The organism is Candidatus Saganbacteria bacterium (genome assembly GCA_026387835.1).
Classification (GTDB): Bacteria; Margulisbacteria; WOR-1; order JAKLHX01; family JAKLHX01; genus JAPLKZ01.
The window spans coordinates 35,954-61,089 of sequence record JAPLKZ010000004.1 but is presented as its reverse complement, the minus strand read 5'-3'; the positions used below and the strand labels follow the sequence as shown (position 1 = coordinate 61,089).

Below are 25,136 nucleotides of genomic sequence, written 5' to 3'. Positions count from 1 at the left end.
AGATGATCAACCTTAAAAAGATAGAAAAAGCAGTAAAAGAAATACTTGAGGCCATAGGCGAGGATGTCGACCGCGAGGGCATCAAGGGCACGCCCGCAAGGGTCGCAAGGATGTACGCGGAACTCTTTGCCGGGCTTTCAAAAGATCCTGCCAAAGAGCTGACCATGTTCCATAATGAAGACCACGAAGAGATGGTGATGGTCCGCGACATACCTTTTTACTCGATGTGCGAGCATCATCTTATCCCTTTCATCGGCATGGCGCATATAGTCTATATCCCGCGAAAGGGCCACATAACCGGCCTTTCAAAGCTCGTGCGGGTAGTGGAGGCTTTTGCAAAGAGGCCACAGGTGCAGGAAAGGCTGACATCCCAGATCGCAGACCTGCTGATGAAGAAAATGAACCCCCACGGTGTACTGGTGATCATAGAAGCCGAACACCTTTGCATGTCGATGCGCGGGGTCAAAAAGCCCGGGGCCATCACGACGACCTCGGCTGTCAGGGGCATATTCCGCAGGAATGCCGCAACCAGGGCAGAAGCCCTTTCCCTCATAAAGAGCAAATGAACCCCAAAAGGCTCTTTTTTCTCTTTCTAATCATTGTCATTGTGTCGGTCTTTTACGCATGGCGGGCAGATTGCTCATACGCTTATGTGAAAGCAATGTGGGTGACAAGGTTTAAGATGGATTCAAAAGAAAAGATCGATAATTTCGTGAAAGCCGCGGCGGAGAACGGCTTTAACACGCTCTTTGTACAGGTCTGCGGCAGAGGCGTTGCTTTTTACAGGTCGGACATACTTCCATCCGTCGATACCGGATTTGACCCCCTGGCATATACTGTCGAAAAATCCCACAGCCGGGGGATAAGTGTCCATGCATGGATAAACACATTCCTTGTATGGTCAACTTCCGAGGCTCCGGAACAGCAGGACCATATCGTCGTACTGCACCCCGAATGGATACTCGAGACAAGGCCTATGCTTTTCCTGAACCCGGCATACAAAGAAGTAAGGGACCATCTGAAAGATGTCTGCCTGGAAGTCGCGGAAAAATATGATGTCGACGGGTTGCATCTTGATTATATTAGATATCCTGACTCAAAGTCCGGTTTTGATAATTATTCTAAGAGGCAATATTTCAATTCGTTCGGTGTCGACCCTTCATATCTGGTCACAAACCCGCAATGTCTAAAAGATAATTACGGGCCTGACGGTTACAGGAAAATAAAGGATAAATGGACTGATTACAGGTGCGCTAACGTGACGGGACTTGTAGCCGGGTTAAAGGAGGCGTTAAAACGGTCGGGCAGGGATATTTCTTTGTCCGCGGCCGTATATCCGGACATCGTCGAAGCAAGGGAAGATAAAGGCCAGGACTGGCTTTCGTGGCTCAATAACGGCATAGTGGATTTTGTCGTGCCGATGATCTATTCAGATGATCCGGACAAAATAAAGGATATGGTCCTTCTTGACGCGTCGCTTTCCAAAAAGAAAAATTCGGTGGTTGCGGGGCTCGCAGCTTTTAAAATGGACGCGGACATGACCGTCCGCCAGATCAAAATGGTAAGGCACTATATGATGTATTATGGGTCTCTTTACGGGGTCTCATTGTTCTCCTATGACTGCGTCAGCCTCAAACCGCTTTATCTTGAAAAGTTAAGAAAGCATGCCTTCTGAGACCCAATACCTCATCGCTTTAAGCGGCATACCGGAACTCGGTCCCGCGAGGATAAAAAAACTGCTGGAACATTTCGGTTCAGCTGAAGAGATATGGAAAGCAGGAAGCGAAAAATTGTCCGTGGCCGAAGGGATCGGGGAAAAGCTTGCTTCGCATATCAAGAGAAGCCGGCAGGCAGACCCGGGCAGTATCAGGACGGAGTTTGACGGCGGGATAAAAGCGATATCAATTTCGGACAGTTCGTATCCAAAAAGACTCCTCAATATTTACGACCCTCCCGCGGTCTTGTATATAAAAGGAGAAATACTGCCTGAAGATTCGGTCTGCATCGCCGTGGTAGGCACAAGAAATCCCTCATCATACGGAAGGGACATGACAAGGGCTCTGGTAAAGGACCTCGCGCAGGCGGGGGTGACCATCGTCTCCGGCCTGGCAATAGGAATAGATTCCTTTGCGCATCAGGCTGCTGTCGAAGCGGGAGGAAGGACGATAGCTGTCCTTGGCACAGGGATAAAAAAGATATATCCTTCACAAAACAGGGGTTTGGCAGAAAAATTAATAAGCAGCGGCGCTCTTGTCTGCGAGTATTATGAGGTCGCGGAGATCGATAAGTGGGCTTTCCCGAAAAGGAACAGGATCATTTCAGGCCTTTCGATGGGAACTCTCGTGATAGAAGGATCATCCGACAGCGGGTCGCTCATAACAGCGGGTTTTGCCGTTGAACAGGACAGGGATGTATTTGCTCTTCCGGGACAGATAGACAGGGACCTCAGCAGGGCGCCGAACGCTCTTATCAAGCAGGGAGCAAAGCTTGTGGAAAATGCGGGGGACATACTGGAAGAACTCAACATAATACCGGTCTCTGCTAATAACAGCTCGGTCGTTGCCATGGACCGGCTCTCGGAAGACGAAAAGCTGATAATGGAGATCATCGCGTTTGAACCCGCACATATCGATGCTATAGCGTCAAGATCGTCAAGACCCATCCCCGAGATCATTTTCATCCTGTCGAATTTAATATTTAAGAGCGCTGCAAAAGAGCTGCCCGGTAAATATTTTTATCGGACATAAAAAGCCTCCTGTGGTATAATTTTTTTAGTCAAGAGGAGGTTTCTCATGATCTATTTTACCGAAATGTATGCTTCAGAGATGATCGGTCAGACAGTGATCGACAGGGCCGAAGAAAAGATCGGCAGTGTTATCGACGTCGTCATCGAACCGGGCGACCAGTTCCCTAAAGTGATAGGACTTTTATTAAAATTCGGGCGGGGCAAAAAAGAAAAGATATTATTATTGTCAGAGATAAACCATATCGGAAGAAGGCTTATTTCAGCGAATTCCTCAAAAGACAATATTGCTTTTGCATCCATCAGAGAGAACGAGATGCTTCTGCAGCGCGACCTTATGGACAAGCAGATAGTGGATATCCACGGCTCCAAGGTCGTCAGGGTCAACGACTTGAAGCTCGCGAAAATAGGAATGGATATCAGGCTGATCGCAGCTGAAGTCGGGTTCAAAGGCATTATTAGAAGACTGCATCTCGACAAAATACTGCTTCCTCTGATGGCCGTGTTCAATATCCAGCTCAAGGATGACCTGATAGGCTGGAATTTTGTCGAGCCGTTACAGACAGATATCGCGCGGTTAAAGCTGGTCGTCCCGTACCAGGGGGTCTCAAAGCTCCACCCCGCGGATATTGCCAATATAATAAGCCAGGTTCATATCGACGAAAAAACGGCTATTTTTTCGTCATTGTCGACCGAGACCGCCGCGGAAGCCCTTCACGAGCTTGAACCCCGTATCCAGGCTTACCTGATCGGGATCCTTGACTCCAAAAAAGCGCTTTCCATAATCGAAAGGATGCCCAGCGACGAGGCTGCCGACGTGCTGGGAGACCTGCCTGAAGAAAAAGCGTCCGAGCTTTTGAGGCTCATGAAGCAGAAAAAAGCGGAAGAGATACAGGAGCTTTTGAAGCACGGAGAGGAGACCGGCGGAGGGCTCATGACGACGGAGTTCATAACTATATCGAAAGACCTTACGGCCCAGCAGACGATCGAAAAGATACGGGAGCTCGCGCCTTCATGCGAGACGGTCTATTATCTCTACGTGGTCGATGAAGCGCAGCATCTTGTCGGGGTCCTGTCGTTAAGGAGCCTGATAATATCAAAACTCGATGCTCCGGTCTCGGAGATCATGAAGACCAAGATCATAACCGTGCATCCGGAGATGAGCCAGAAGATGGTAGCCGAAGTGATATCAAAATACAATCTCCTTGCCGTGCCGGTCGTAGACAAACTTAACAGGCTGCTCGGCATCGTGACGGTGGATGATGTCATCGATTTCATACTGCCGCCGCTTGCGCGAAGGAAAAGGATGTCGGTAGGGTAAGTATCGTCTGAAAACCCTCCGTGGAATATGCTGATGCTTTTTAAAAAAAAGAACAAGAATAAAAACTGGAATTATTGGAGATTAAGGCTTCTGATAATGTTCTCCGTGATAGGTCCGGGGATAATAACCGGCACAGCCGATAATGATGCGGGAGGCGTGGCGACATATTCAGTGGCAGGAGCGCATTTCGGCTACTCGATGCTTTGGATATTGATAGTCATAACCTTCATGCTCTATATAACACAGGAGATGGGTGCAAGGCTGGGTGTCGTAACGGGAAAGGGCCTGGGCGACCTCATAAGAGAGCGTATCGGACTCCACACTGCGGTGTTGATACTGTGCCTGGTCTTTATAGCCAATTTTTCGAACATCCTTGCGGACGTGGCGGGAATAGCTTCTGTGGCCGACATCTACCATATTCCCAGGATGATATTTGTGCCCGTGTTCGTGTTCTTCATCTGGTATATCATCCTTAAAGGCAGCTTCAACTTTGTCCAGAATATTTTTATGACCTCCTGCATACTTTTTTTCTGTTATATCGTCAACGGTTTCATCGCAAGGCCGGATATCCCCGCGATGGTGCAGGGAAGCCTGGTCCCGGTCATCAAATTTAACCGGGAATTCATATTTACGGCGACGGCACTGATAGGAACGACGTTAACAGTGTGGGGGCAGTTTTTTGTGCAGTCGTATTTTGTCGACAAGGGAGTGGACAAGAAACATCTTAAGACCGCAAGGATGGACGTCCTTTTCGGTGCATTCTGGACCGATTTCGTGGCTTATTTTATAATCATCTCGGCAGCAGCCACTCTTTTTGCAAAAGGTATCAGGATAGAGAACGCGGCTGACGCGGCGATGGCGCTCGAACCCATGCTCGGGGCGTTCTCAAAGCATCTTTTCGCGTGGGGACTTCTTAACGCGTCTCTGCTGGGCGTCAGCGTCATATCGATGGGGACGGCTTATGCGATCACCGAGATCCTGGGTACGGAGAGGAAGGTGAACTCATCGTTCAAAGAGGCCCCGTTATTTTATACAATAATAGGGTTCTGTCTTTTCGCGAGCACGCTGCTCGTTTTCCTGCCGAACTTTCCGATGATATTCGTGCTCACGGCTTCACAGGCGCTCAACACCGTGCTTCTGCCGTTCATCTTCTTCGTCATCCTGAAACTTATTAATGACAAAAAACTGATGGGCCCCTATGTGAACAACAGGTTCTCGAATATCCTGGCATGGATAACGATCGCGAGTTTCACCGTCATCGCTTCATTGATGCTGTACCTGAACGTATTCTAAAAATTCCGCCGGATGAACAAAATAAAAACCCCTGCCTAGTACAGGGGCTTTTATACAATTCAGACTAAGAAATGATCAGCTGACCTTTTTCATCAATTTTTTTCTCTTGATCACACCCCAGATGATCTTTGTCATTGACGTGACCGGGATCGCCTTTTTTCCGAAGACATCTTCCAATGTATCCGTCTGTCCTTTGAAATCCACTCTCATTTTTGATAATCCGCCTCTTGCCATTTAAACTCACCTCCTTTTTGTCTGTTTATCGACCACTCTTAAAATGACCGATTTATGTTATAATTATAGAGCATATTTTCACGGTGTCAACTGCGTTTTAGAGCAAGGAGCAAGTTTTGTTCGAAAAAATACTGGTGGCCAACAGGGGTGAGATCGCGATCCGCGTCATCCGTGCATGCAGGGAAATGGGAATAAAATCCGTTGCAGTGTACAGCGAAGCCGATAAAGACTCGCTCCACGCAAGACTAGCCGATGAATCTTACTGCATCGGCCCGGCGGTACCGGCTTCAAGCTATCTCAATATCCCGAGGATAATCTCTACCGCAGAAGTGTGCGGAGCGCAGGCGATACATCCGGGATACGGGTTCCTTGCCGAAAATGCAAAGTTCGCCGAGATATGCGCGGCACACAATATAGTCTTCATAGGACCAAGCCCTTCTTCAATAGAATCGATGGGTGATAAAGCCACGGCAAAACAATGCGCTATGAGGTCCGGAGTGCCTACTGTCCCGGGTTCGGAAGGAATTATAAAAGACCCTAACGAAGCCCTGAGGATCGCGAAAAAGATCGGGTTTCCCGTTGTGATAAAAGCAACCGCGGGAGGCGGCGGCAGAGGGATGAGGGTTGTCAAGGCAGAAGCGGATTTTCTTGCTCTTATGAGCACGGCGCAGACAGAGGCGGGAGCCGCTTTCGGCAATTCCGATATTTACGTAGAAAAATTTATCGAACAGCCCAAGCACGTCGAGATACAGATACTGGCCGATGCTTTCGGCAATGTGGTCTATCTGGGAGAAAGGGACTGCTCCGTGCAGAGAAGGCATCAAAAACTCGTGGAAGAATCGCCGTGCGCGGTCCTGAACGAGAAGACAAGAAAAAAGATGGGCGAAGCTGCCGTCCGGCTGGCAAAAGCAGTCAAGTACTGCAGCGCGGGAACGGTGGAATATTTGCTGGACAAAAACGGGAATTATTATTTCATGGAAATGAATACAAGGGTGCAGGTGGAGCATCCGGTCACAGAAATGGTAACCTCGGTCGATATCCTGAAAGAACAGATATCGATAGCCGCTCTTGAGAAGATGCGCCTGAGGCAGTCCGATATTAAAATAAGAGGCCACGCGATAGAACTGAGGATAAACGCGGAAGATCCCGATAAGAATTTCATGCCTTCGCCCGGCCAGATAAAAGAGTATATTATCCCGGGCGGCCCCGGAGTAAGGATCGACAGCCTCGCCTATGCGGGATGCAGGATACTGCCTAATTATGATTCGTTGATAGCAAAACTTATCGTCTGGGCGCCGAGCAGGGACGAGGCGATAGCACGCGCAAAGCGCTGCCTGGACGAATTCATAATAACGGGCATCAAGACCACTATACCCTTCCACAAAAAAGTCATGGATAATGAGGCGTTCAAAAGAGGCGAAGTCTACACTGATTTCATCTCCGCCAACTTAGAGCCTTAAAACATGGGAAAACGCTCAACTTCAAGACGGATAGCGATGCAGGCACTGTACCAGATAGACATCTCCGGAGCAAAGCCCGAAGAAGCGCTGGAAAATCTGTTCGAAGACGGCATTTCAGATGAGACCAGGAAATTTTCCGCGGAACTGGTGCAAGGCACTGTCGGCGATATAAAAAAGATCGACGCGGACATAGCAAAATATTCAAAAGACTGGCCCGTCAGCCGCATGAGCGTGATCGACAGGAACATCTTAAGGCTTGCTTTCTATGAGATAACATCGGAAAAAGGGACACCGGAAGCAGTCGCGGCAGATGAAGCGGTGGAACTTGCAAAAAAATACGGGACCGCCAGGTCCGCGAAGTTCATAAACGGTATATTGGGCTCTCTTATAAAAGATGTATCAAAAGTCGTAAAATGATAAAATTGGTTAAGATAAAAATATGTTTACCGGAATAATAGAAGAGATCGGTAGTATCAAAAATACCAAGGCGGCTGCCGGGTTAAAATCATTTGAGGTCGGCGCAAAGACAGTACTGTCCGATCTGAAAAAAGGCGACAGCATCGCGGTCAACGGCGTATGCCTGACTGTCGTCAATAAAAAACGGAGATCATTTATTGTCGAAGCGGTATCCCCGACACTTTCAGACACGACATTAGATCTGCTTAAGACGGGCGATGAAGTGAACCTTGAAAGGGCGTTGAAAGCCTCGGACCGGCTTTCAGGCCACATCGTTTCGGGTCATGTCGACGGGACCGCAACTGTAAAGGAAGTCATAAGGACGTCAGGTTCTGTGAAGATGGTCTTTTCTTCCGGCCGGAATATCCTGTCCGGCATTATAAAAAAAGGATCTGTCTCTATTAACGGCATAAGCCTTACTGTGGCGGAGATCTTCAGGGATTCGTTTTCAGTCGTCATAATTCCTTTTACAATGAAAAACACCACGCTGGCAAAACTCAGGATAGGGGATAAAGTCAATATTGAGACAGATCTTGTCGGGAAGTATGCGTCCAAAGCCATGAAGAAAAAACCTGATGATGAAGTTGAAAGCGGCGTCAGTCTGGGTTTGATGCTGAAAGATATGATAGGGCGTACCGGGAGCCAATACGAATGCAATTAAAATTCGATCCTGTCGATAATGCCCTGAAAGCTTTCAAAAACGGTAATATGATCATCGTCGTCGATGACAAGGACAGGGAGAACGAAGGCGACCTGGTGATAGCCGCGGAAAAAGCGACGCCGGAATCAATAAATTTCATGATCTCCCACGGGAAGGGGCTAGTATGTGTCCCGATGACCGAGGAAAGACTTAAAACGCTGGAAATAGACCAGATGACCGGAATGAACACCGAATCGATGACGACCGCGTTCACGGTATCCGTGGACGCCGCGAAAAAATTCGGCACGACGACCGGCATTTCACCTGCTGACAGGTGCCGCACGATCAAAGTGCTTATCGGCAAGAGTTCAAAGCCGTCCGACCTTACAAGGCCGGGCCATGTGTTCCCGCTGATGGCAAAGAATGGCGGCGTGCTGAAAAGAGCGGGCCACACAGAGGCGGGCGTTGATATCGCGCGCATGTCGGGCCTGACAGAGGCGGCTGTGATATGCGAGATAATAATGCCCGACGGCGAGATGGCAAGAGGCGAAGATATCATAAAGTTCGCGAAAAAATACGGCCTTACCGTGATATCCATAGCGGACCTCATCAAATACCGCTTAAAAAAAGAGAACCTGATAAAAAAAGTAAGCGAGGCCAGGCTCCCGACCGGATACGGGGAGTTCACGATATCGGGTTATGAAAATATACTGAACGGCGAACATCATATCGCGCTTGTAAAAGGCATCGTAAAAGGGAAAAAGAACGTGCTTGTAAGGGTCCATTCCGAATGCCTGACAGGAGACGTGTTCAAAAGCTGCAGGTGCGACTGCGGGGAGCAGCTTGAAAGATCGATGGAGATGGTCGAATCTGAGGGTCAGGGCGTGATATTATATATGAAACAGGAAGGCCGCGGTATCGGGCTGATGAACAAACTTAAGGCATACGAGCTTCAGGACCTTGGAAAAGATACCGTAGAAGCGAACGAAGCTCTCGGTTTTGAGGCTGATCTAAGGGATTATGGTATAGGGGCTCAGATACTGAGGGACCTCGGGCTTTCCACAATAAGGCTTTTGACCAATAATCCGAAAAAGATAGTGGGAATAGAGGGTTACGGACTGGAAGTTATAAAAAGGATCCCGATAGAGATCAAGCCGAACAGGTATAATAGAAAGTATCTTATGGTAAAATCTAAAAAGCTGGGCCATATCCTGAACAAATATAAAAATGTAAGCTCAAGTATCACAAATTAAGAAAGGAGAAAGACCATGAAGGTAAAAGAAGGCGCGCTGGAAGCAAAGGGGCTGAAGTTCTCGATAATCGTGAGCCGTTTCAATGAGTTCATTTCAAAAGGCCTGCTTGAGGGGGCTCTTGACTGCCTGAAAAGGCACGGTGCAACTGAAGCATCCATCGAAGTCGTGTGGGTGCCGGGGGCTTTTGAGATGCCGCTCGTGGCAAAAAAAGTCGCGGAAAAGTCCAAGCCGAACGCGGTGATATGCCTGGGAGCCGTGATAAGGGGAGGGACTTCCCATTTTGACTATGTAGCGTCCGAAGTGTCCAAAGGGATAGCAAAAGTATCTTTAGATACGGAGATCCCTGTGATATTCGGCGTGCTTACAACTGATAATCTGGAACAGGCCCTGGAACGCGCGGGAGGCAAACCCGGTAACAAAGGATGGGCGGCCGCGCTGTCAGCCATCGAATCCGCGAATTTATTGAAACAAATATAGGCTTTTTGGTAAAGACTGGAGAATAATGTGGTAAGGGTATATTTTGAGAATGTGACAAAGAAGTTCGATAATTTTGTCGCTGTCAAGGATATGAGCCTTGAAGTAAAGGACAGGGAGTTTTTGGTGCTTGTGGGCCCCTCGGGATGCGGAAAGACAACTGCTCTCAGGATGGCGGCAGGACTTGAAGAGGTCACCGAAGGAAAGATCTATATAGGCGACAAGATGGTCAACGATGTCCCTCCCAAAGACAGGAATATCGCGATGATATTCCAGAACTATGCGCTTTATCCCCACATGAATGTCTATGACAATATGGCTTTCGGCCTTAAATTGAGGAAGATACCAAAAAAAGACATCGACAGAAGGGTCAAAGAAGCCGCGAACGTCCTCGATCTTGAGACGATGCTGGACCGGCTTCCGAAGCAGCTTTCCGGAGGGCAGAGGCAGAGGGTAGCCGTCGGACGGGCCATCGTAAGGGAACCAGCCGTATTTCTCATGGACGAGCCCCTGAGCAATCTTGACGCGAAACTACGCGTGCAGATGAGAGCGGAGCTCCAGAGGATCTATAATAAACTAAAAGCGACGATAATATACGTGACGCATGACCAGGTAGAAGCGATGACCCTCGGGACAAGAATAGCGGTCATCCTTAACGGCCAGCTCCAGCAGGTAGATGTTCCGCTTCAAGTTTACGGATACCCGATAAATAAATTTGTCGCAGGCTTCATCGGCAGTCCCGCGATGAACTTTATCAAGGGAAAGCTTGACCAGGCCGGAGAACACATCTTTTTCGATTCCGAGGACCTCAAGATCGTCATGCCGTCGGATTTCAATGACATATTAAGGCCTCACGTAAGTCATGATGTCACCTTCGGTATCAGGCCTGAGGATATACTGAGCCATCCTCTGCCTGAGACAAAACAACAGTGCCAGCTCGAGGCAAAAGTAGATTTCAGGGAGCTCATGGGATCGGAGACATATCTTTACCTGAAGATCGGAAAGACGCCTCTTACTGCCAGGGTGGATTCCCTGACCGATACAAAACCGGGAAGCCAGTATTGTGTCTATCTCAATCTTAAAAAGATGCATGTCTTTGATACGGACAGGCAAAGATCCATCATCTGATGCAAAACGAACCGTTGATATTCGAGCTAAGTTCCGGAGGAAGATCGTCGGATCTGCTGCCGGAAATATCAGATAAAGCCTCTCAGAGCATACCGCAAAAGTTCCTCCGGGAAAAACCGCCCTTGCTCCCTGAAATAAGCGAAGTCGACCTTGTCAGGCATTTCACGAACCTTTCAAGGAGGAACTTCGGAGTGGACACGGGTTTTTATCCCCTTGGCTCCTGTACGATGAAATACAACCCTAAGATAAATGAAGAAGTGGCCAGCCTCGAAGGTTTCTCGGATATTCATCCTCTTGAAGATGAAAGCAGAGTGCAGGGCACGCTGGAGCTCCTTTATAATTTCGAAAAATACATGTGTTCCATATTCGGCTTTGACGCTTTCACCCTTGCTCCGGCTGCCGGGGCACACGGAGAGCTGACAGCGGTCCTCATGGCAAAAAAGTATTTCAGGAAAAAAGGACAGCTCCGGAGAAATAAAGTCCTTATCCCCGATTCAGCGCACGGCACGAACCCTTCGAGCGCGGGGCTGGCGGGATTTGAGGTAGTGAGCGTAAAGTCTGATAAGAACGGCGGTGTGGATATCACAGAACTAAAAAGACTTGCGGGCCCGGATACCGCGCTGATGATGCTGACGAACCCGAACACGCTCGGGCTTTTTGACAGGAATATACTCGAGATAGCGGATATCGTCCACAAAGCGGGCGCATTGTTCTACATGGACGGCGCTAATGCGAACGCAATACTTGGCAAAGTGAAACCGACATCTTTGGGATTCGATATGGCGCATATAAATCTTCACAAGACATTTTCAACGCCGCATGGCGGCGGAGGCCCGGGTTCAGGTCCGGTCGGCGTCACGAAGGAACTCGAACCGTTCCTTCCGGTCCCGAGGATAATGAAGGATAAAGATAAATTCATCATCAAAGAAAAAGGTTTTGATCCGTCCATAGGTAAAGTGTCAGCTTTTTACGGCAACGTTGGGGTCATCATCAAGGCATACGCGTACATCCGCTCGCTCGGGGGCGAAGGATTAAAGGCGGTCTCGGAGAACGCTGTCCTAAACGCGAACTATATAATGAACGCACTGAAAAAATATTATTTCCTGCCATATGAAAGGACCTGCCAGCACGAATTCGTCATCTCGGCGAAATGGCAGAAGGAAAAACACGGTATAAAAGCCCTGGACATCGCAAAAAGGCTGATAGACTACGGGTTCCATCCGCCGACGATCTATTTTCCCCTTATTGTGGAAGAAGCAATGATGATCGAGCCGACAGAGACGGAAAGCAAAGAGACGCTTGATAAATTCATCGATGCGATGATCTCGATCGCGAAGGAATGCGAGAATGACCCTGAGCTAGTAAAAAGCGCTCCGCACTCGACAGTGGTCGGCAGGCTCGATGAAGTAAAAGCAGTAAAAGACCTCAACGTCCGCTATAAAGGCTGATGGACAGACAATCTTTATCTGAAGACATTACAAAATATGATCCCCAATGGAACGTCATTATTGATGAAAAGCGTACTGCACAGGAGAATATGGATATCGATGCAGATCTGTATAAGAACAGCATTTCCCCGACACTCCGTATATTTGGCTGGAAAAGCCCGTCGATAACCGTCGGCTATTTCCTGGATATTGACAAAGAGATAGATACTGATAAAGCAAAAGAAAAAGGGGTCGATATTGCAAAAAGGCCGACAGGCGGAGGAATAGCTTTCCATTCCAAGGATGACATCTCATATACCGTTGTCGCTCCTTTAGAAGCTCTTCCGAAGGGGCTCATGGCATCATATATGTATATATCAAATATAATAGCTAAAGCCCTTTTTACGCTGGGGATAAAAGCGGAGATAAAGAAAACCTCTTTAAAGAACAGACAAAAGGGTTCAAACATCTGCTTTCTGGACCCTCTTGAGTACGAGATCACGGTAGGCGGACGCAAGCTGGTAGGCAGCGCGCAGAAAAGGGGCAGGGACAGGCTCATTCAGCAGGGGACTGTCGCGGTAAACGGCATTCCGGACAATACGGCTGATCTGTTAAAGAAAAAGTTCAGTATAGAAGGATACAGGGCTTCTTCGACAGATCTTGCTTCTCTGGCAGTAAAAGACCTCGCTTTCCGTCATCTGGCAGATGTGCTGTCCGGCGCATTTTTTGTAAAAACAGTGAAATAAATGCTAAAATCTTCTTAATGAAAGAAGCGCTTTTCTACAAAAAATTAAAGGACGGCTATATCAGGTGCGACCTGTGCCCCCATTTTTGCGTCATCCCCGACGGCAAAGCCGGGTTCTGCGGGGTCAGGGTGAACAGGAACGCCGTACTCGAGTCGATGGTATACAACAAGGTCTCTTCAAAAGCCGTCGATCCTATAGAAAAAAAGCCGCTTTATAATTTCAACCCTTCAACCCTGGTGTTCTCCATGGGGACACTGGGCTGTAACATGCACTGCAGCCACTGCCAGAACTGGGAGATATCGCACGTGATACTCGCGGAAAGCTTTGACGGCAGCAAGATATACGAGGTCGCAAAAGAACGCTCCACAGAGATAATAACGCCCGAGCAGTCCGTTGAACTCGCGCTCAAGAACGACTGCGACGGGATAGCCTGGACATACAATGAACCGACCGTCTGGTTCGAATACACTCTTGATAGCGCGAAGCTCGCAAAACAGAAAGGGCTTTACACAGTATACGTGACGAACGGGTATATAAATCCGGAACCGCTCGAGATGATAGCGCCGTACCTCGATGCGTTCAGGGTGGATGTAAAAGCGTTCAATAATGATTTTTACCGGGATGTGGCAAAGGTCCCAGACATGAAACCCATACTCACGTCAGCCTCGCTTGCAAAGAACAAGCACAAGATGCATGTGGAGATAGTGACGAATATCATACCGGGCATGAACGATGACGATGCCCAGCTCAACGGGATCGCTTCGTGGATAAGCAAAGAGCTCGGGCCGGATACCCCGTGGCACGTGACAAGGTTCTTCCCGTACCTGGAGTTCAGCTCTGTCATGCCGACACCCATAGAGACGCTTGAAAAAGCGCGCTCGATAGGGCTCAAGGAAGGCCTTCAGTATGTATATCTCGGGAACGTGTCGAACCATGAATACGATAACACTTACTGTCCAAAGTGCCATTCCGTGGTAATAGAGAGGGAAGGCTACAATATCGTCTCATACGAGATAGATGCAGAAAATAAATGCCTTAATTGCGGAAATGCCATAAACATTAAGTGGAGCAAAGGCTCTAAATTCTAAAGACCTTTTTGTCTCTCTTTTTGTATCCGCTTCAGGTTCGGCAGGCTGTAAGTCCTGCTCAGTACCCTGTTCCTTAAATAAGAGAATGCGACCAGGATGAAGCCCGCTATCATCAGATTGTTTGCTTTTGCTTTAGCGCCGTAATAGACAAGTCCGATCCCGGCGATCATAAGGATGAGATTGAAAGCCGCGTTGACAAGCAATGTCCTGATCAGGATATTCGGTTTCATTTCTTTTTTAACAGCAGCTTTAAAAGGAACGGCGTCACGAAGGTCGTCGCCATTATCACTACGACCGCGGCGGAATAGATGGGCTGGGTGATTATATGCTTTGTAAGCCCCATGCTCGCAAAGATAAGGCCGACTTCGCCTCTCGGGATCATCCCGACCCCGATGAGAAGCTTGTTGGATGTACGGTCAAGCACGGAAAATCCTGCAATCACCTTTCCGATCACAGCGGCAATGAACAGCCACAGGGCTATCTGGAGTATCATCGCATTGGAGGGGACATACGGATTGAAGACTTTTATATCAACAAGAGCTCCCATAAGGACGAAAAACACCGGCACGAAAATATCCGCAAGAGGTTTTATCTGTTCCTCGATGAAGACCCTTTCTCTTGTGATCGAAAGTATCAGGCCCGCGATGAAAGCGCCGACAATAGGCGCCAGCCCGACCTTGAAATAGCCTATATAAGGAAGGTGCATGTCGGCGGAGGCGACATACGCAAGCAAAAGGCAGAAACAGAACGCGCTAACAAATAATATTCCCCTTACACGCATCTTTCTTAAAAGTCCGAAAAGTAACGGCATGATCAGGACGCCGGCTATGAGCGAGACAGAGAGGAATACCACCGCGATCATAGTAATATTTGCTACCGACGAAAAAGAAACATTCCCGTTCAGGACCAGTCTCGTGACGACAGCGAGTATCGCAAGGCCGATAACATCGTCGATCACAGCGGCGCCGAGGACGATCCTTGCTTCTTTGGACGCAAGCGCATGGAGGTCTGAAAAGACCCTGGCTGTAATACCTACTGATGTAGCTGTGAGGATGGCTCCAATGAATATCGAATGGACCATGTCAAGGCCGAAGAACGTACTTATATAATAACCGAAGAGAAAGGGAAAAAAGACACCCACGCAGGCAACGACAAAAGCCCAGCCGCCTACCTTTAAAAAGTCATAAAGGTTAGTCTGGATGCCGATCTCGAACAAGAGCAGTATCGCGCCGATCTCTGCAAAGACCTGGATCATCTGAGAATCATGCACAAGCCCCAGCACGCTTCCGCCTATTATCACGCCGCCGATAAGCTCGCCGATCACAGGGCTTTGTCCCAGCCTCTGTGCGAGCTCGCCGAAAAGCTTTGCTGTGATAAGGATGACGATCAGTGTCAGAAGAAGATGAGAAAATTCCATTTTATTTTCTTTCTTTTGGCTGGAGCACGCCCGCGGATACGATCATCTTTACCGCATCCTCGGTCTTGATATCAAGCATGATGACGTCCTTCTGCGGTACAAGGACCAGGAATCCCGTTGCAGGGGTAGGGGTGTTCGGGATAAAAACGTTGACAAGGTCATCGTGGCCTGTCTTTTTGGATATTTCCTTTGATGTCCTGCTTGTCAGAAAACCTATTGAATAGACGCCGGTCCTCGGATATTCAATGAGGCATGCTTTTGTAAATCCCTTTGAAGCCCCTGTCTGGAAAAGCGCGTCATTGACCTGCTTGGCAGAAGAGTAGATCGTCTTTACTATCGGCACTTTTATGAGCAGATTATCGATAAAGTGAAAGAATCTTTCGCCGATAAGGTAATTTGCAAGATACCCGGTGAACAGTATCAGGGAGATCGTTATAATAAAACCGAGTCCCGGCATCGGATGTCCGAATATCAAGGAAAGAATGCCACCCAGGATGCCGTCCATGAACGAGAACATGAACCACAAAAGCCATATCGTGATGAATAACGGGAGTAATATTATTACCCCTCTGAAGAACAAGCTGCTTAGTTTTGCCCACATGATATTTTCTCAAGAGAAATAATAACATCAAAGAGCGGTGTTTGCAAACAATTTACGGCTGTATGTTATAATATTTCGAAAAGGAGTATAACAAACATGACACAAGCCTATATATTGATCGAATGCCATCCGGGAAAAGGACAGGAGCTTTCAAAGGCGATAGCGCACCTTCCCGTCATAAAACAGGTGCATTTTGTAACAGGGCCTTATGACGTGATAGCTTTTGTCGAAGTGCCTGACCTGAAGCAGCTTGGTGACGTACTTATTAAGAACATCCAGTCAACGGGGTATGTATCAAGGACGCTGACCTGCATCACAGTGGATCAATAATTATTTTTCGTTCACCATCTTGTTGATAGCGTTAATATAGGCTTTCGCGCTTGCGATTATGATGTCAGTATCGGAGCCGTGGCCTGAAAATATCTGCTCTTTCTCTTTTATCCTCACCATGACCTCGCCCATGGCGTCAGTGCCTCCGGTGATAGCCTGGATTATATAATCCACCAGCTTGACGGGCCTTTTTACTATTTTATCTATTACCTTATATACGGCATCCACAGGTCCGTCGCCGAAACCTTTGACCTTGCAGGCTTTTCCCTTATACATTAGAGAGACCTCTGCAGTAGGCTTCAGCTTTGTCCCCGAAGATACCTTCAGGAACTCAAGCTTGTATGTTTCCGGCGTCACATAGATCTCGTCGCTTATGAGAGATTCTATGTCCTTGTCGGATATCTCTTTTTTCTTGTCAGATAGGACCTTGAACGCATTAAAAGCTTTTTCTGTTTCTTCATCCTTCAGGTCAAAGCCCAGCTCCTTCAGTTTTTTTATGAAAGCGTTCCTGCCTGAATGCTTGCCGAGCACCAGCTTGCTTTCGCCGATACCGAGCTCAGCGGGATCCATTATCTCGTATGTCTCCCTCGCGCGCATGACGCCTGCCTGGTGGATGCCCGCTTCGTGCGCGAAAGCGTTCGCTCCGACAACGGCTTTGTTGGCCTGGACTATCATGCCCGTCAGGTTGCTCACAAGGCGGCTTGTCCTGTATATTTCCTTTGTGTTTATAGAAGTTTCGGCATCAAGAAAGTCTTTCCTCGTCTTGATAGCCATCACTACTTCTTCAAGAGAGGCATTACCAGCGCGCTCTCCCAGGCCGTTGATCGTGCATTCTATCTGAGTGACGCCATTCTCGATTGCTGCTATTGAATTGGCGACAGCAAGTCCGAGGTCGTTATGGCAGTGCGTACTCAGGATGATCTTATCTATGTTTGGCACGTTCTTTCTCACCTCAGCGAACATCTTCCCGAATTCGGCCGGGATCTTATAGCCGACGGTATCGGGCAGGTTTATCGTCGAAGCGCCCGCGTCGATCACAGCTTCTATCACCTTATAAAGAAAAGCGGGCTCTGATCTTCCTGCGTCCTCGCAGGAGAACTCCACGTCATCGCAAAGCGTCCTTGCGTACTTCACCATGGACGCGCTTGTGGCAAGCACTTCTTCGGGGCTCATGCGCAGCTTTTTCTCCATGTGGATCGGCGATGTCGCCAAAAATATATGTATGCGGTGTCTTTTTGCCGCTTTTATAGCGTCATACGCCGCTTTTATGTCTTCTTTCTTCGCGCGCGCAAGGGAAGCGATAACCGGTCCCTTGATGTTCTTTGCAATTGCCGCCACGGCCTCAAAATCGCCGGGGGATGATATCGCAAAGCCGGCTTCTATCGCATCCACGTTCAGCTTCGCAAGCTGTTTTGCTATCTCAAGTTTTTCCTCGGTGTTCAGGCTGCACCCCGGCGCCTGTTCGCCATCGCGGAGGGTGGTATCGAATATTAATATTTTCTTGGTCATTATTGCTACCTCTTTATGAAAAATATTATAACATAGCTAAAACGCGAGTATTGCGGCAGAGGAATATAACTATTTATAGATGTCGCCGCGGCTGCCGATGGCATGGACAAGAACAATCTGTTCCTTCTCGATTATTTCGTAGATCACCCGGAAATCGCCTATTCTGATACGATAACTTCCCTTAAGAGCGCCGTGCAAGGCAGTACCGAGTTTAGGATTTATCGAGATCGCATCTATCGCTTTTGCAATGCGGTTCTGCGTCGGCTTATCCAGTCTAGAGAATTTCTTTTCCGCGGTCTTATGGAATAAGATCCTGAACATCAGATATTGTTCTTTTTCTTTATTTGTTCCCAAGAAGTAAAATCAGCGGTTTTCCCATTATCCCAGGCTTTTTTTGATCTTTTTACAGCATTGATTATAGTCTTTGAGTTCAAAATGTTTTCTTCTGTTTCCTTTTCACGTATATATGTAATGAAATCAACCACCGATCTCATCTGCCTTTCGGGAAGCGTTTTTACTCCGTTTATGATCTCTTTTATCATTGTTTTTGGATTCATAACGTCTCCTTATTTTAATACTTAGAATTGGGGATCTATTGAAGTTTATTATATCATAAGCCAAAACTAATGGATCTGTTTTGCTATCTCCAGCTTTTCCTCGGTGTTAAGGCTGAAACCCGGCGCCTGCTCGCCATCGCGGAGAGTGGTGTGGAAATGTTATTTTCCAGACTTCAACGAAAGCCAAAACACTACAACTGCGACCAACAGGGGAGTGACCACATAACCTATTATCACGATTACCCAACCAAAGATGAGCTCAGATGTAGACATTTGCTCACCGATTTAATAGTTAGTCTTGGCGGGAAACCTGATTATTTTCTTTTATAGTAGTTCTTATCTTCTGATATCATCCGACCATCCTCGTAAATATGCGCAGTCCAACTATCAGCAAATTGCAAAAGAAGGGTCAATGGCTCTTCTTTGTGTGCGACTTCGTGATTTGCTTCAATGAATTGCCCGTCATGATACAAGATGGCCTGCGCTTCTGCATCAGACAGCGGCATGTATTTTGAAGCGATATAAAGGCTTCTCACCGCGAGGTTCATGTATACCTCATCTGGATTTACCTTGTATGTGAGATTTCTGTTTTTTGTCTCCCATTCATTTTCGTTTTTGATATACCTTGGCTTGCCGGGCATACCGATTTTGCCAACATCGTGAAAAAGACCTACGATTACACAGGTTTCATCTGATAACTCCGGCGCAAGGGTGCTTTTTATCTTCAAAAGCGTTTCTGCCACGCCAACGCTATGTTCTAAAAGGCCACCTTCTTTATTTAAGTGAAATCTCGTGCTTGCGGGACTGGTCAGCCAGCTCGTCTCAGTTTCAAGCATGTTGACGAAGTCGTCGAAATCCTTTTTCCGGCTCTTAACCATAGATTTTAAAGTTTCGTATTTAGAAATAATAGACATTTATTCTTTATCCTCCCATATGATCTCAATGATGTTCGACAGGATCTTTTGCTTCTCAATAAATCCATGCTTAGTCATTTTTGTTCCCTTTATGAATGCAAGCATTTTTTTACGCCCCATGAACTCTTTAGGCATTTTATCAAGCTTTGTCGCATCTTGAAGAGTCTTATTCCAAAAATTCTCTTCGGCACTTTTTGAATTAAATTCATCTCTGCTTAGCATAAATTCCAATCCATATAATGCGACAGGCTTAACGGAATTTTCGTATATCTCGCGGAACATTTTAAAGGTCTGTGCTTTTATCTCATCGTATGAATGAGCATTAATAAAATCCGGGTTCAGGACTATGATATCGAAATGTCCTCTCTTATGTCTCGACTTATTTTCCTTAACTTCACAATTAATCCCCTTCATGTCCAACTTGACAGGCGTGGGATATTCGCCATGGACCAAGAAATGTTTGTTGCAGTCTTTATCAAGCGCGACAAGATATCCTAATTCATTCTGAAGCTGACTATAAAAATACATGACAATATCATTTTCGGTAAAATATTGAGTCGCATTTTCTCTGAATTCGCCCTTTACTTTGTCAATAGTTGTTTCAACTCTTTCAATGATAATATTTGCATCCATAAATTCACTCTCCTAATCTGTTTTGCATCTTGGCATCGGTATATCTCCGTACATTGAAGATATTAGTTTAACTATTGGTCTTATGTCATCTGTTTTGCCGGCGCATAATACGGCACATTTAACTATGCGATATTCATTATACCCATCATCAATAAGAGTATTCAACATATCGACAAAATCGCATATATCCTGTCTTCCATCCCTTTCAATGCAGTTCAACAGCAAAACCGCGCCGAACATCGAACAAATAACACCTTTTGCGACATCACCCAGATGAATAAATGATAACCCCATATAAAGGTAATTATGAGGATCAAAATAATATTGGTGCGCTTTAAGTGATTCTTTGAACCAGTATATCGCTTCTTTATTATCGCCGGCGGAAAGCCTGCACAGACCCAACCAGAGCATGGCATCCCGGTCTTTGGGGGCTTTTTCAAGGACCATTTTGAATATTTCAATTGCTCCATCATAACAGCCTTCCTGATATACATCTTTGCCGGCCTCGAACAAAACATCAAGAAATTGTTCATCCATCGCAACCCCTCCTTATTACTATATACCGATAATTTAACGGTTTTTTTAAGACTTTTTTATGGCAGCTTTAAATATTAGCACAGTCAAGGCATATTTAGTCTGCAAGCATAATTGATATTTCCGGATAAATATTACATAATTCAGATAATCATGAAAAATAACCTTGCCCTCGTCCTCTCCGGCGGCTTCGTCAAAGGCGCCGCACATATAAGCATTGCCGAGGAAATGTATAAAAAGGGATATGTCCCCGATATCTTCGTTGGCACATCGATAGGTGCGGTGTTTGCAGTGATGCTCGGTCTTTACGACGAGCCTAAGACAGTCAAAGAGATATCGCTTAAATTTATAAAGAAGCATATATGGCCGCAGATGCTCGCGTTTGACCTGTTCTCGCATGCCGGGTTGCTTGAATCAAAGGAAACCATCGACCTTATCGCTAAAGAAGCGGGATTCACGGGGATGACATTCAGAGATCTAAAGAAGCCGGTCTATATTACGGCGACGGACTTGAATTCGGGGAAGCAAGTAATATTTGGCAGTCGTCAGTCTACAGACGACTGTCGACTGACCGAGGCCCTTGAAGCGTCAATATCATTCCCTGTTATCTTTAAACCCAAAAAAATAAAGATTGGTAACAAAGTTATGGCTCTTGCCGACGGCGGGATCAGAGAAAACTGCCCAATATCGGTTGCGGCAAGGATTGCGGGGGTTAAAAGGATTATCGCGTGCGATCTGGGCTATTGTGGTCAAGTTAAAGGGGATTTTAACAAAAAGAACATCATGGACGTTTTCATGCAATGTCTGGATTTGACGACCTCTTTTTCACAGATCAACAGATATATCAATGATGATATCTTCTTGAAGAAAAAAATAGCAGTAAGGATCATCAATCCTGGCATCTTTGATGTGCATCCTTTTGATTTCAAGGAGATCCCTGCGATAATGGACCGGGCCACAAAAACAGCGCGGTTTATATTCTCAAAGTTTAAAAAGCCGGATGCCTTCTTCAAATACTGGCAGACGGACCCTTTCAGAAAAGAATATATGACGATGGAGCATATAGGGAAGAAGGAGACGAATGCGTTTCAGGTGGTGGATTTTGGGTGAGCAATAATCTTTGAATATACCTTGACATATTCAATCTAAAGTGTTATACTTTGAATATAAATAATAGTATTCAAAGGCGGATTATGAAGTATTCAAAGTATATCGCAGGCCATTATAAGAGTCAAGGAAAGCATAAAACCTTTACTCCTACATCTATAAACCAACCATTTGACTGGCAGGACAAGAAGATCGATCTGTTATTAGCACAAGCGATGCGGTACTTGGGTGAGCTTGACGCCTATTCCACGCTAGTCCCTGATGTTGACTTTTTTATCAAAATGCACGTTTTAAAGGAAGCTACACAATCAAGCCAAATAGAAGGTACCAAAACCAACATTGATGAGGCTTTATTGCCCAAAAATGATGTTGATCCTGATAAAAGGGACGACTGGAGTGAAGTTCAAAATTATATCAAAGCAATTAACCATGCGATAGAGCAGTTGCGTCATCTGCCGGTTTCAATAAGGTTGATAAAAGACGCACACGGCATATTATTGTCTGGGGTTCGCGGATACAGCAAAAATCCTGGGGAGTTTAGGATTAGGCAAAACTGGATAGGTGGCCGAACGATCGAGGAGGCTTCATTTGTGCCTCCACAATATAATGAATTGAATGACCTAATGGGAGATCTCGAGAAATTCATTCATAATGATAAGACAAATATACCGGATATCATCAAAACGGCTTTAGTTCATTATCAATTTGAAACTATCCATCCATTTCTTGATGGCAACGGCAGAATAGGAAGGCTGTTAATAACGCTTCATCTTGTAAGCTTGGGAATATTAAAGAAGCCCACACTTTATCTGTCAGATTACTTCGAAAAGAATAGAATTCAATATTATGATGCCCTGTCAAAGGTGCGGGTCTCAAATGATCTTGAACAATGGATTAGGTTCTTTCTTTCGGGAGTTGCGGAAACAGCTAAAAAGGGGAAAGAAACATTTGAGAAAATAATTGTATTGCGCAGAAAATATGAGGATAATATTGAGTCTGGGATGGGGATAAAACGGCAAAAGCTCGGCAAGCAGCTTCTTCATAAGCTGTTCTCTAAACCGACGGTAACAGTACATGAAATTGGAAAAATGATTCCTGTGACATTCCAGACAGCGAGTACATTGGCAAAAGAGTTTGAAAAACTGGGATTATTCAAAGAAAAGACAGGTTATTCAAGAAACAGAATATTCTCTTTAACAGAGTATATTAATCTATTTAAAAAGTAATGGAGGCAAAATGAACAATTTCAATACAAAAGCGGGATTAATCTGGAATATAGCTGAGCTACTGCGAGGGGGCTGGAAACAACATGAATATCAAGATGTGATCCTTCCTTTAGTCGTGCTCAAACGTCTTGACTCGATCTTTTCAAAGGTAAAAGAAAAGATCATGGCTCAGCATAATAAATACAAAGGTAAAGTTAACATTGATCCAATATTGAAGGCATCAAGCCTGGGCTTCTACAATATCTCGCCATATGATTTTGAAAAGCTTCTTGAAGATCCGAAGAATATAGCGAAGAATTTACGCCACCATATAAATGGTTATAGCGACAACGTTAAGGAAATCTTTGCAAAATTCGACTTTGAAAAACAGCTGTCGCGTCTTGAAGGCGGCAACCTTCTATACCTCATAATAAAGGAGTTCAATAAAGTAGACCTGCATCCCGAAACGGTTAGCAATCACGAAATGGGTTATATTTTCGAGGAATTAATAAGAAAATTCAATGAGCAATCGAACGAAACCGCAGGAGAACATTACACTCCGAGGGAAGTTATTAAAGTTATGGTTGAGATACTATTTGCTCCGGATAAAGAGCAGCTCAAACAAAAACATAAAATTAGAACTGTTTACGACTGTTGCTGCGGTACCGGCGGTATGCTTACTGTAAGCAAAGATCATATATTAGAGAATATAAATGAGAAAGCTGCCATTTACCTATACGGACAGGAATTAAATCCCGTAACATACGCGATCTGCAAATCAGACATGATGATAAAGGCTGAAAATCCGGATAATATCAAAGGCGGCGACAAGGACAACACAAAAGCAAGTACGCTTTCCTGCGAACAATTTGCAGGAACCTCATTTGACTATTGTCTGACTAATCCTCCTTACGGTGTTGACTGGAAAAAGGACAAGGAAGCGGTCGAAAAAGAGGCGGAGCGGGGTTATGCGGGCAGATTTGGTGCGGGTCTTCCGCGAATATCTGACGGACAGCTGCTTTTCCTTCAACATTTGATCTCAAAGATGCGAAATCCGAGCGATGGCGGATCCCGTATCGCGATCGTTTTAAATGGTTCTCCGCTTTTTACTGGGGATGCAGGTTCGGGAGAAAGCGAAATAAGACGATGGATCCTTGAAAAGGATCTGCTTGAGGCGATAGTGGCTTTACCGGACCAATTATTCTATAACACGGGCATTAATACTTATCTGTGGTTCTTGACTAATAGAAAGGACGCAAAACGAAAAGGCAAGGTGCAGTTGATCGATGCGAGGTCATTTTATGAAAAAATGAGGAAATCGCTCGGGAATAAGAGGAACATGATATCTCCTGCAAACAGGAAAGATATTTACGATATCTACAAACGCTATGCAGAGAGTGAACATTCAAAAACATTAAAAACTACGGATTTTGCGTATAGGCAGATAGTGATCGAGCGGCCGCTTAAGCTTAACTTCCAGGTGAATGAAGAACGAATGAAAAGGCTTCAGGAAAACAAAACATTCTCAAATGACACCCCAAGCAAGAAGAAAGGTGCCGCCGGCGATAAGGAAAACAAAGAATGGCAAAGGTTAAGGGACAATATTATTTTATGCTTGGATAATGCTCCAAAGATACTGTATAAAAATCGCGAAGAATTCATAACTGATATAGAAAGGATACTTGAGAAGTCAAAGATTAACGTTCTGGCTAATATATTTAAGATTATCTGGCAGGAGTTGTCAGAGAGAGATGATACTGCGGATCCATGCAAGGATAAAGAAGGAAATATTGAGCCGGACAGCGAGTTGAGAGATACGGAAAATGTGCCGTATGGCCAGGATATCCATGAATATTTCTTAAAAGAAGTAAAGCCATATGTTCCTGACGCATGGATAAACGAAAATGTCAGGGATCATAAGGACGGAAAGATCGGAAAGGTGGGCTATGAGATACCTTTGACGAGGTATTTCTACAAATATGCCCCACCAAGACCACTTGAAGAGATCGAGACGGATATTGAGAAGGTCGAGAATGAGCTTTTGGAGTTATTAAAGCAGTTATAAA

28 protein-coding genes are annotated in these 25,136 nt (G+C 46.0%); 18 read left to right on the top strand and 10 right to left on the bottom strand.

Annotated elements, in window-relative coordinates; translation table 11 throughout:
• Positions 1-2 precede the first annotated feature (2 nt).
• The 5 genes from folE (at position 3) to NTZ10_00525 (ending at position 5,357) form a co-directional block, all read left to right on the top strand.
• The gene (folE, locus tag NTZ10_00545) at positions 3-566 is read left to right on the top strand and encodes a GTP cyclohydrolase I FolE (GenBank protein MCX5748724.1); all 564 of its coding nucleotides are present in this window, start codon (positions 3-5) and stop codon (positions 564-566) included.
• A gap of 95 nt (positions 567-661) precedes the next feature.
• The gene (locus tag NTZ10_00540) at positions 662-1,675 is read left to right on the top strand and encodes a family 10 glycosylhydrolase (protein MCX5748723.1); all 1,014 of its coding nucleotides are present in this window, start codon (positions 662-664) and stop codon (positions 1,673-1,675) included.
• Positions 1,665-2,747, top strand: a complete 1,083-nt coding sequence (gene dprA / locus NTZ10_00535) for a DNA-processing protein DprA (protein MCX5748722.1) — start codon at positions 1,665-1,667, stop codon at positions 2,745-2,747. Before NTZ10_00540 ends, dprA begins: the two co-directional genes overlap by 11 nt.
• A gap of 45 nt (positions 2,748-2,792) precedes the next feature.
• Positions 2,793-4,064 (top strand): CBS domain-containing protein, encoded by a 1,272-nt coding sequence (locus NTZ10_00530; GenBank protein ID MCX5748721.1) that lies wholly within the window; start codon positions 2,793-2,795, stop codon positions 4,062-4,064.
• Positions 4,065-4,097: 33 nt separating this feature from the next.
• Complete coding sequence (locus NTZ10_00525; GenBank protein ID MCX5748720.1) at positions 4,098-5,357, top strand: divalent metal cation transporter; 1,260 nt, start codon at positions 4,098-4,100, stop codon at positions 5,355-5,357.
• A gap of 75 nt (positions 5,358-5,432) precedes the next feature.
• Here NTZ10_00525 and NTZ10_00520 read toward each other — a convergent pair whose 3' ends face one another.
• Positions 5,433-5,591, bottom strand: coding sequence for a hypothetical protein (locus NTZ10_00520; GenBank protein MCX5748719.1), 159 nt, complete (start codon positions 5,589-5,591; stop codon positions 5,433-5,435).
• A 116-nt stretch (positions 5,592-5,707) separates the two neighbouring features.
• On the opposite strand from NTZ10_00520, the gene accC reads away from it, so the two are divergent.
• From accC to amrS, 9 genes are read left to right on the top strand one after another with little or no spacing between them, the layout of a single operon-like run.
• Complete coding sequence (gene accC, locus NTZ10_00515; GenBank protein ID MCX5748718.1) at positions 5,708-7,051, top strand: acetyl-CoA carboxylase biotin carboxylase subunit; 1,344 nt, start codon at positions 5,708-5,710, stop codon at positions 7,049-7,051.
• Between the two features lie 3 nt (positions 7,052-7,054).
• Positions 7,055-7,468 (top strand): transcription antitermination factor NusB, encoded by a 414-nt coding sequence (gene nusB / locus NTZ10_00510; protein ID MCX5748717.1) that lies wholly within the window; start codon positions 7,055-7,057, stop codon positions 7,466-7,468.
• 22 nt (positions 7,469-7,490) lie between these two features.
• Positions 7,491-8,168: a riboflavin synthase gene (locus NTZ10_00505; GenBank protein ID MCX5748716.1), complete on the top strand. Its 678-nt coding sequence runs from the start codon at positions 7,491-7,493 to the stop codon at positions 8,166-8,168.
• The gene (locus tag NTZ10_00500) at positions 8,159-9,400 is read left to right on the top strand and encodes a bifunctional 3,4-dihydroxy-2-butanone-4-phosphate synthase/GTP cyclohydrolase II (protein ID MCX5748715.1); all 1,242 of its coding nucleotides are present in this window, start codon (positions 8,159-8,161) and stop codon (positions 9,398-9,400) included. The genes NTZ10_00505 and NTZ10_00500 overlap by 10 nt, the downstream gene beginning before the upstream one ends.
• 15 nt (positions 9,401-9,415) lie before the next feature.
• Positions 9,416-9,877 carry a 6,7-dimethyl-8-ribityllumazine synthase gene (ribE, locus tag NTZ10_00495; protein ID MCX5748714.1) on the top strand — a complete coding sequence of 154 codons (462 nt, stop codon included), beginning with the start codon at positions 9,416-9,418 and terminating at the stop codon, positions 9,875-9,877.
• A 27-nt stretch (positions 9,878-9,904) separates the two neighbouring features.
• Positions 9,905-11,002: an ABC transporter ATP-binding protein gene (locus tag NTZ10_00490; GenBank protein MCX5748713.1), complete on the top strand. Its 1,098-nt coding sequence runs from the start codon at positions 9,905-9,907 to the stop codon at positions 11,000-11,002.
• A complete protein-coding gene (gene gcvPB / locus NTZ10_00485; protein MCX5748712.1) occupies positions 11,002-12,450 on the top strand; it encodes an aminomethyl-transferring glycine dehydrogenase subunit GcvPB in 1,449 nt (482 codons plus the stop codon). The genes NTZ10_00490 and gcvPB overlap by 1 nt, the downstream gene beginning before the upstream one ends.
• Positions 12,450-13,175 (top strand): lipoate--protein ligase family protein, encoded by a 726-nt coding sequence (locus NTZ10_00480; GenBank protein MCX5748711.1) that lies wholly within the window; start codon positions 12,450-12,452, stop codon positions 13,173-13,175. Before gcvPB ends, NTZ10_00480 begins: the two co-directional genes overlap by 1 nt.
• Positions 13,176-13,192: 17 nt before the next feature.
• The gene (amrS, locus tag NTZ10_00475) at positions 13,193-14,263 is read left to right on the top strand and encodes an AmmeMemoRadiSam system radical SAM enzyme (protein ID MCX5748710.1); all 1,071 of its coding nucleotides are present in this window, start codon (positions 13,193-13,195) and stop codon (positions 14,261-14,263) included.
• Here the strand turns inward: amrS and NTZ10_00470 are convergent.
• From NTZ10_00470 to NTZ10_00460, 3 genes are read right to left on the bottom strand one after another with little or no spacing between them, the layout of a single operon-like run.
• Positions 14,260-14,493 carry a hypothetical protein gene (locus NTZ10_00470; protein ID MCX5748709.1) on the bottom strand — a complete coding sequence of 78 codons (234 nt, stop codon included), beginning with the start codon at positions 14,491-14,493 and terminating at the stop codon, positions 14,260-14,262. The genes amrS and NTZ10_00470 overlap by 4 nt on opposite strands.
• Positions 14,490-15,680: a cation:proton antiporter gene (locus NTZ10_00465; protein MCX5748708.1), complete on the bottom strand. Its 1,191-nt coding sequence runs from the start codon at positions 15,678-15,680 to the stop codon at positions 14,490-14,492. Before NTZ10_00465 ends, NTZ10_00470 begins: the two co-directional genes overlap by 4 nt.
• A 1-nt stretch (position 15,681) precedes the next feature.
• Positions 15,682-16,281 carry a DUF502 domain-containing protein gene (locus tag NTZ10_00460; GenBank protein MCX5748707.1) on the bottom strand — a complete coding sequence of 200 codons (600 nt, stop codon included), beginning with the start codon at positions 16,279-16,281 and terminating at the stop codon, positions 15,682-15,684.
• A 96-nt stretch (positions 16,282-16,377) separates the two neighbouring features.
• On the opposite strand from NTZ10_00460, the gene NTZ10_00455 reads away from it, so the two are divergent.
• The gene (locus NTZ10_00455) at positions 16,378-16,611 is read left to right on the top strand and encodes an Lrp/AsnC ligand binding domain-containing protein (GenBank protein ID MCX5748706.1); all 234 of its coding nucleotides are present in this window, start codon (positions 16,378-16,380) and stop codon (positions 16,609-16,611) included.
• On the opposite strand, the gene NTZ10_00450 is transcribed toward NTZ10_00455, so the two are convergent.
• From NTZ10_00450 to NTZ10_00425, 6 genes are all read right to left on the bottom strand, one after another.
• Positions 16,612-18,120 (bottom strand): 2-isopropylmalate synthase, encoded by a 1,509-nt coding sequence (locus tag NTZ10_00450; protein ID MCX5748705.1) that lies wholly within the window; start codon positions 18,118-18,120, stop codon positions 16,612-16,614.
• A 69-nt stretch (positions 18,121-18,189) separates the two neighbouring features.
• Positions 18,190-18,441: a type II toxin-antitoxin system RelE/ParE family toxin gene (locus tag NTZ10_00445; protein ID MCX5748704.1), complete on the bottom strand. Its 252-nt coding sequence runs from the start codon at positions 18,439-18,441 to the stop codon at positions 18,190-18,192.
• On the bottom strand, positions 18,441-18,677 hold the full coding sequence (locus NTZ10_00440) for a hypothetical protein (protein MCX5748703.1): 237 nt from the start codon (positions 18,675-18,677) through the stop codon (positions 18,441-18,443). Before NTZ10_00440 ends, NTZ10_00445 begins: the two co-directional genes overlap by 1 nt.
• 314 nt (positions 18,678-18,991) lie before the next feature.
• The gene (locus tag NTZ10_00435; GenBank protein ID MCX5748702.1) at positions 18,992-19,591 is read right to left on the bottom strand and encodes an HD domain-containing protein; all 600 of its coding nucleotides are present in this window, start codon (positions 19,589-19,591) and stop codon (positions 18,992-18,994) included.
• On the bottom strand, positions 19,592-20,224 hold the full coding sequence (locus NTZ10_00430) for a hypothetical protein (protein ID MCX5748701.1): 633 nt from the start codon (positions 20,222-20,224) through the stop codon (positions 19,592-19,594). It lies immediately after the preceding gene.
• Between the two features lie 12 nt (positions 20,225-20,236).
• Entirely contained in the window at positions 20,237-20,761 is a 525-nt protein-coding gene (locus NTZ10_00425; GenBank protein ID MCX5748700.1) for a tetratricopeptide repeat protein, read from the bottom strand.
• Between the two features lie 150 nt (positions 20,762-20,911).
• Between NTZ10_00425 and NTZ10_00420 the strand changes: the two genes are divergently transcribed.
• The 3 genes from NTZ10_00420 (at position 20,912) to NTZ10_00410 (ending at position 25,135) form a co-directional block, all read left to right on the top strand.
• The gene (locus tag NTZ10_00420) at positions 20,912-21,868 is read left to right on the top strand and encodes a patatin-like phospholipase family protein (protein MCX5748699.1); all 957 of its coding nucleotides are present in this window, start codon (positions 20,912-20,914) and stop codon (positions 21,866-21,868) included.
• Positions 21,869-21,951: 83 nt separating this feature from the next.
• Positions 21,952-23,091, top strand: coding sequence for a Fic family protein (locus tag NTZ10_00415; protein ID MCX5748698.1), 1,140 nt, complete (start codon positions 21,952-21,954; stop codon positions 23,089-23,091).
• Between the two features lie 10 nt (positions 23,092-23,101).
• Positions 23,102-25,135, top strand: a complete 2,034-nt coding sequence (locus NTZ10_00410; protein ID MCX5748697.1) for a class I SAM-dependent DNA methyltransferase — start codon at positions 23,102-23,104, stop codon at positions 25,133-25,135.
• Position 25,136: the final 1 nt, after the last annotated feature.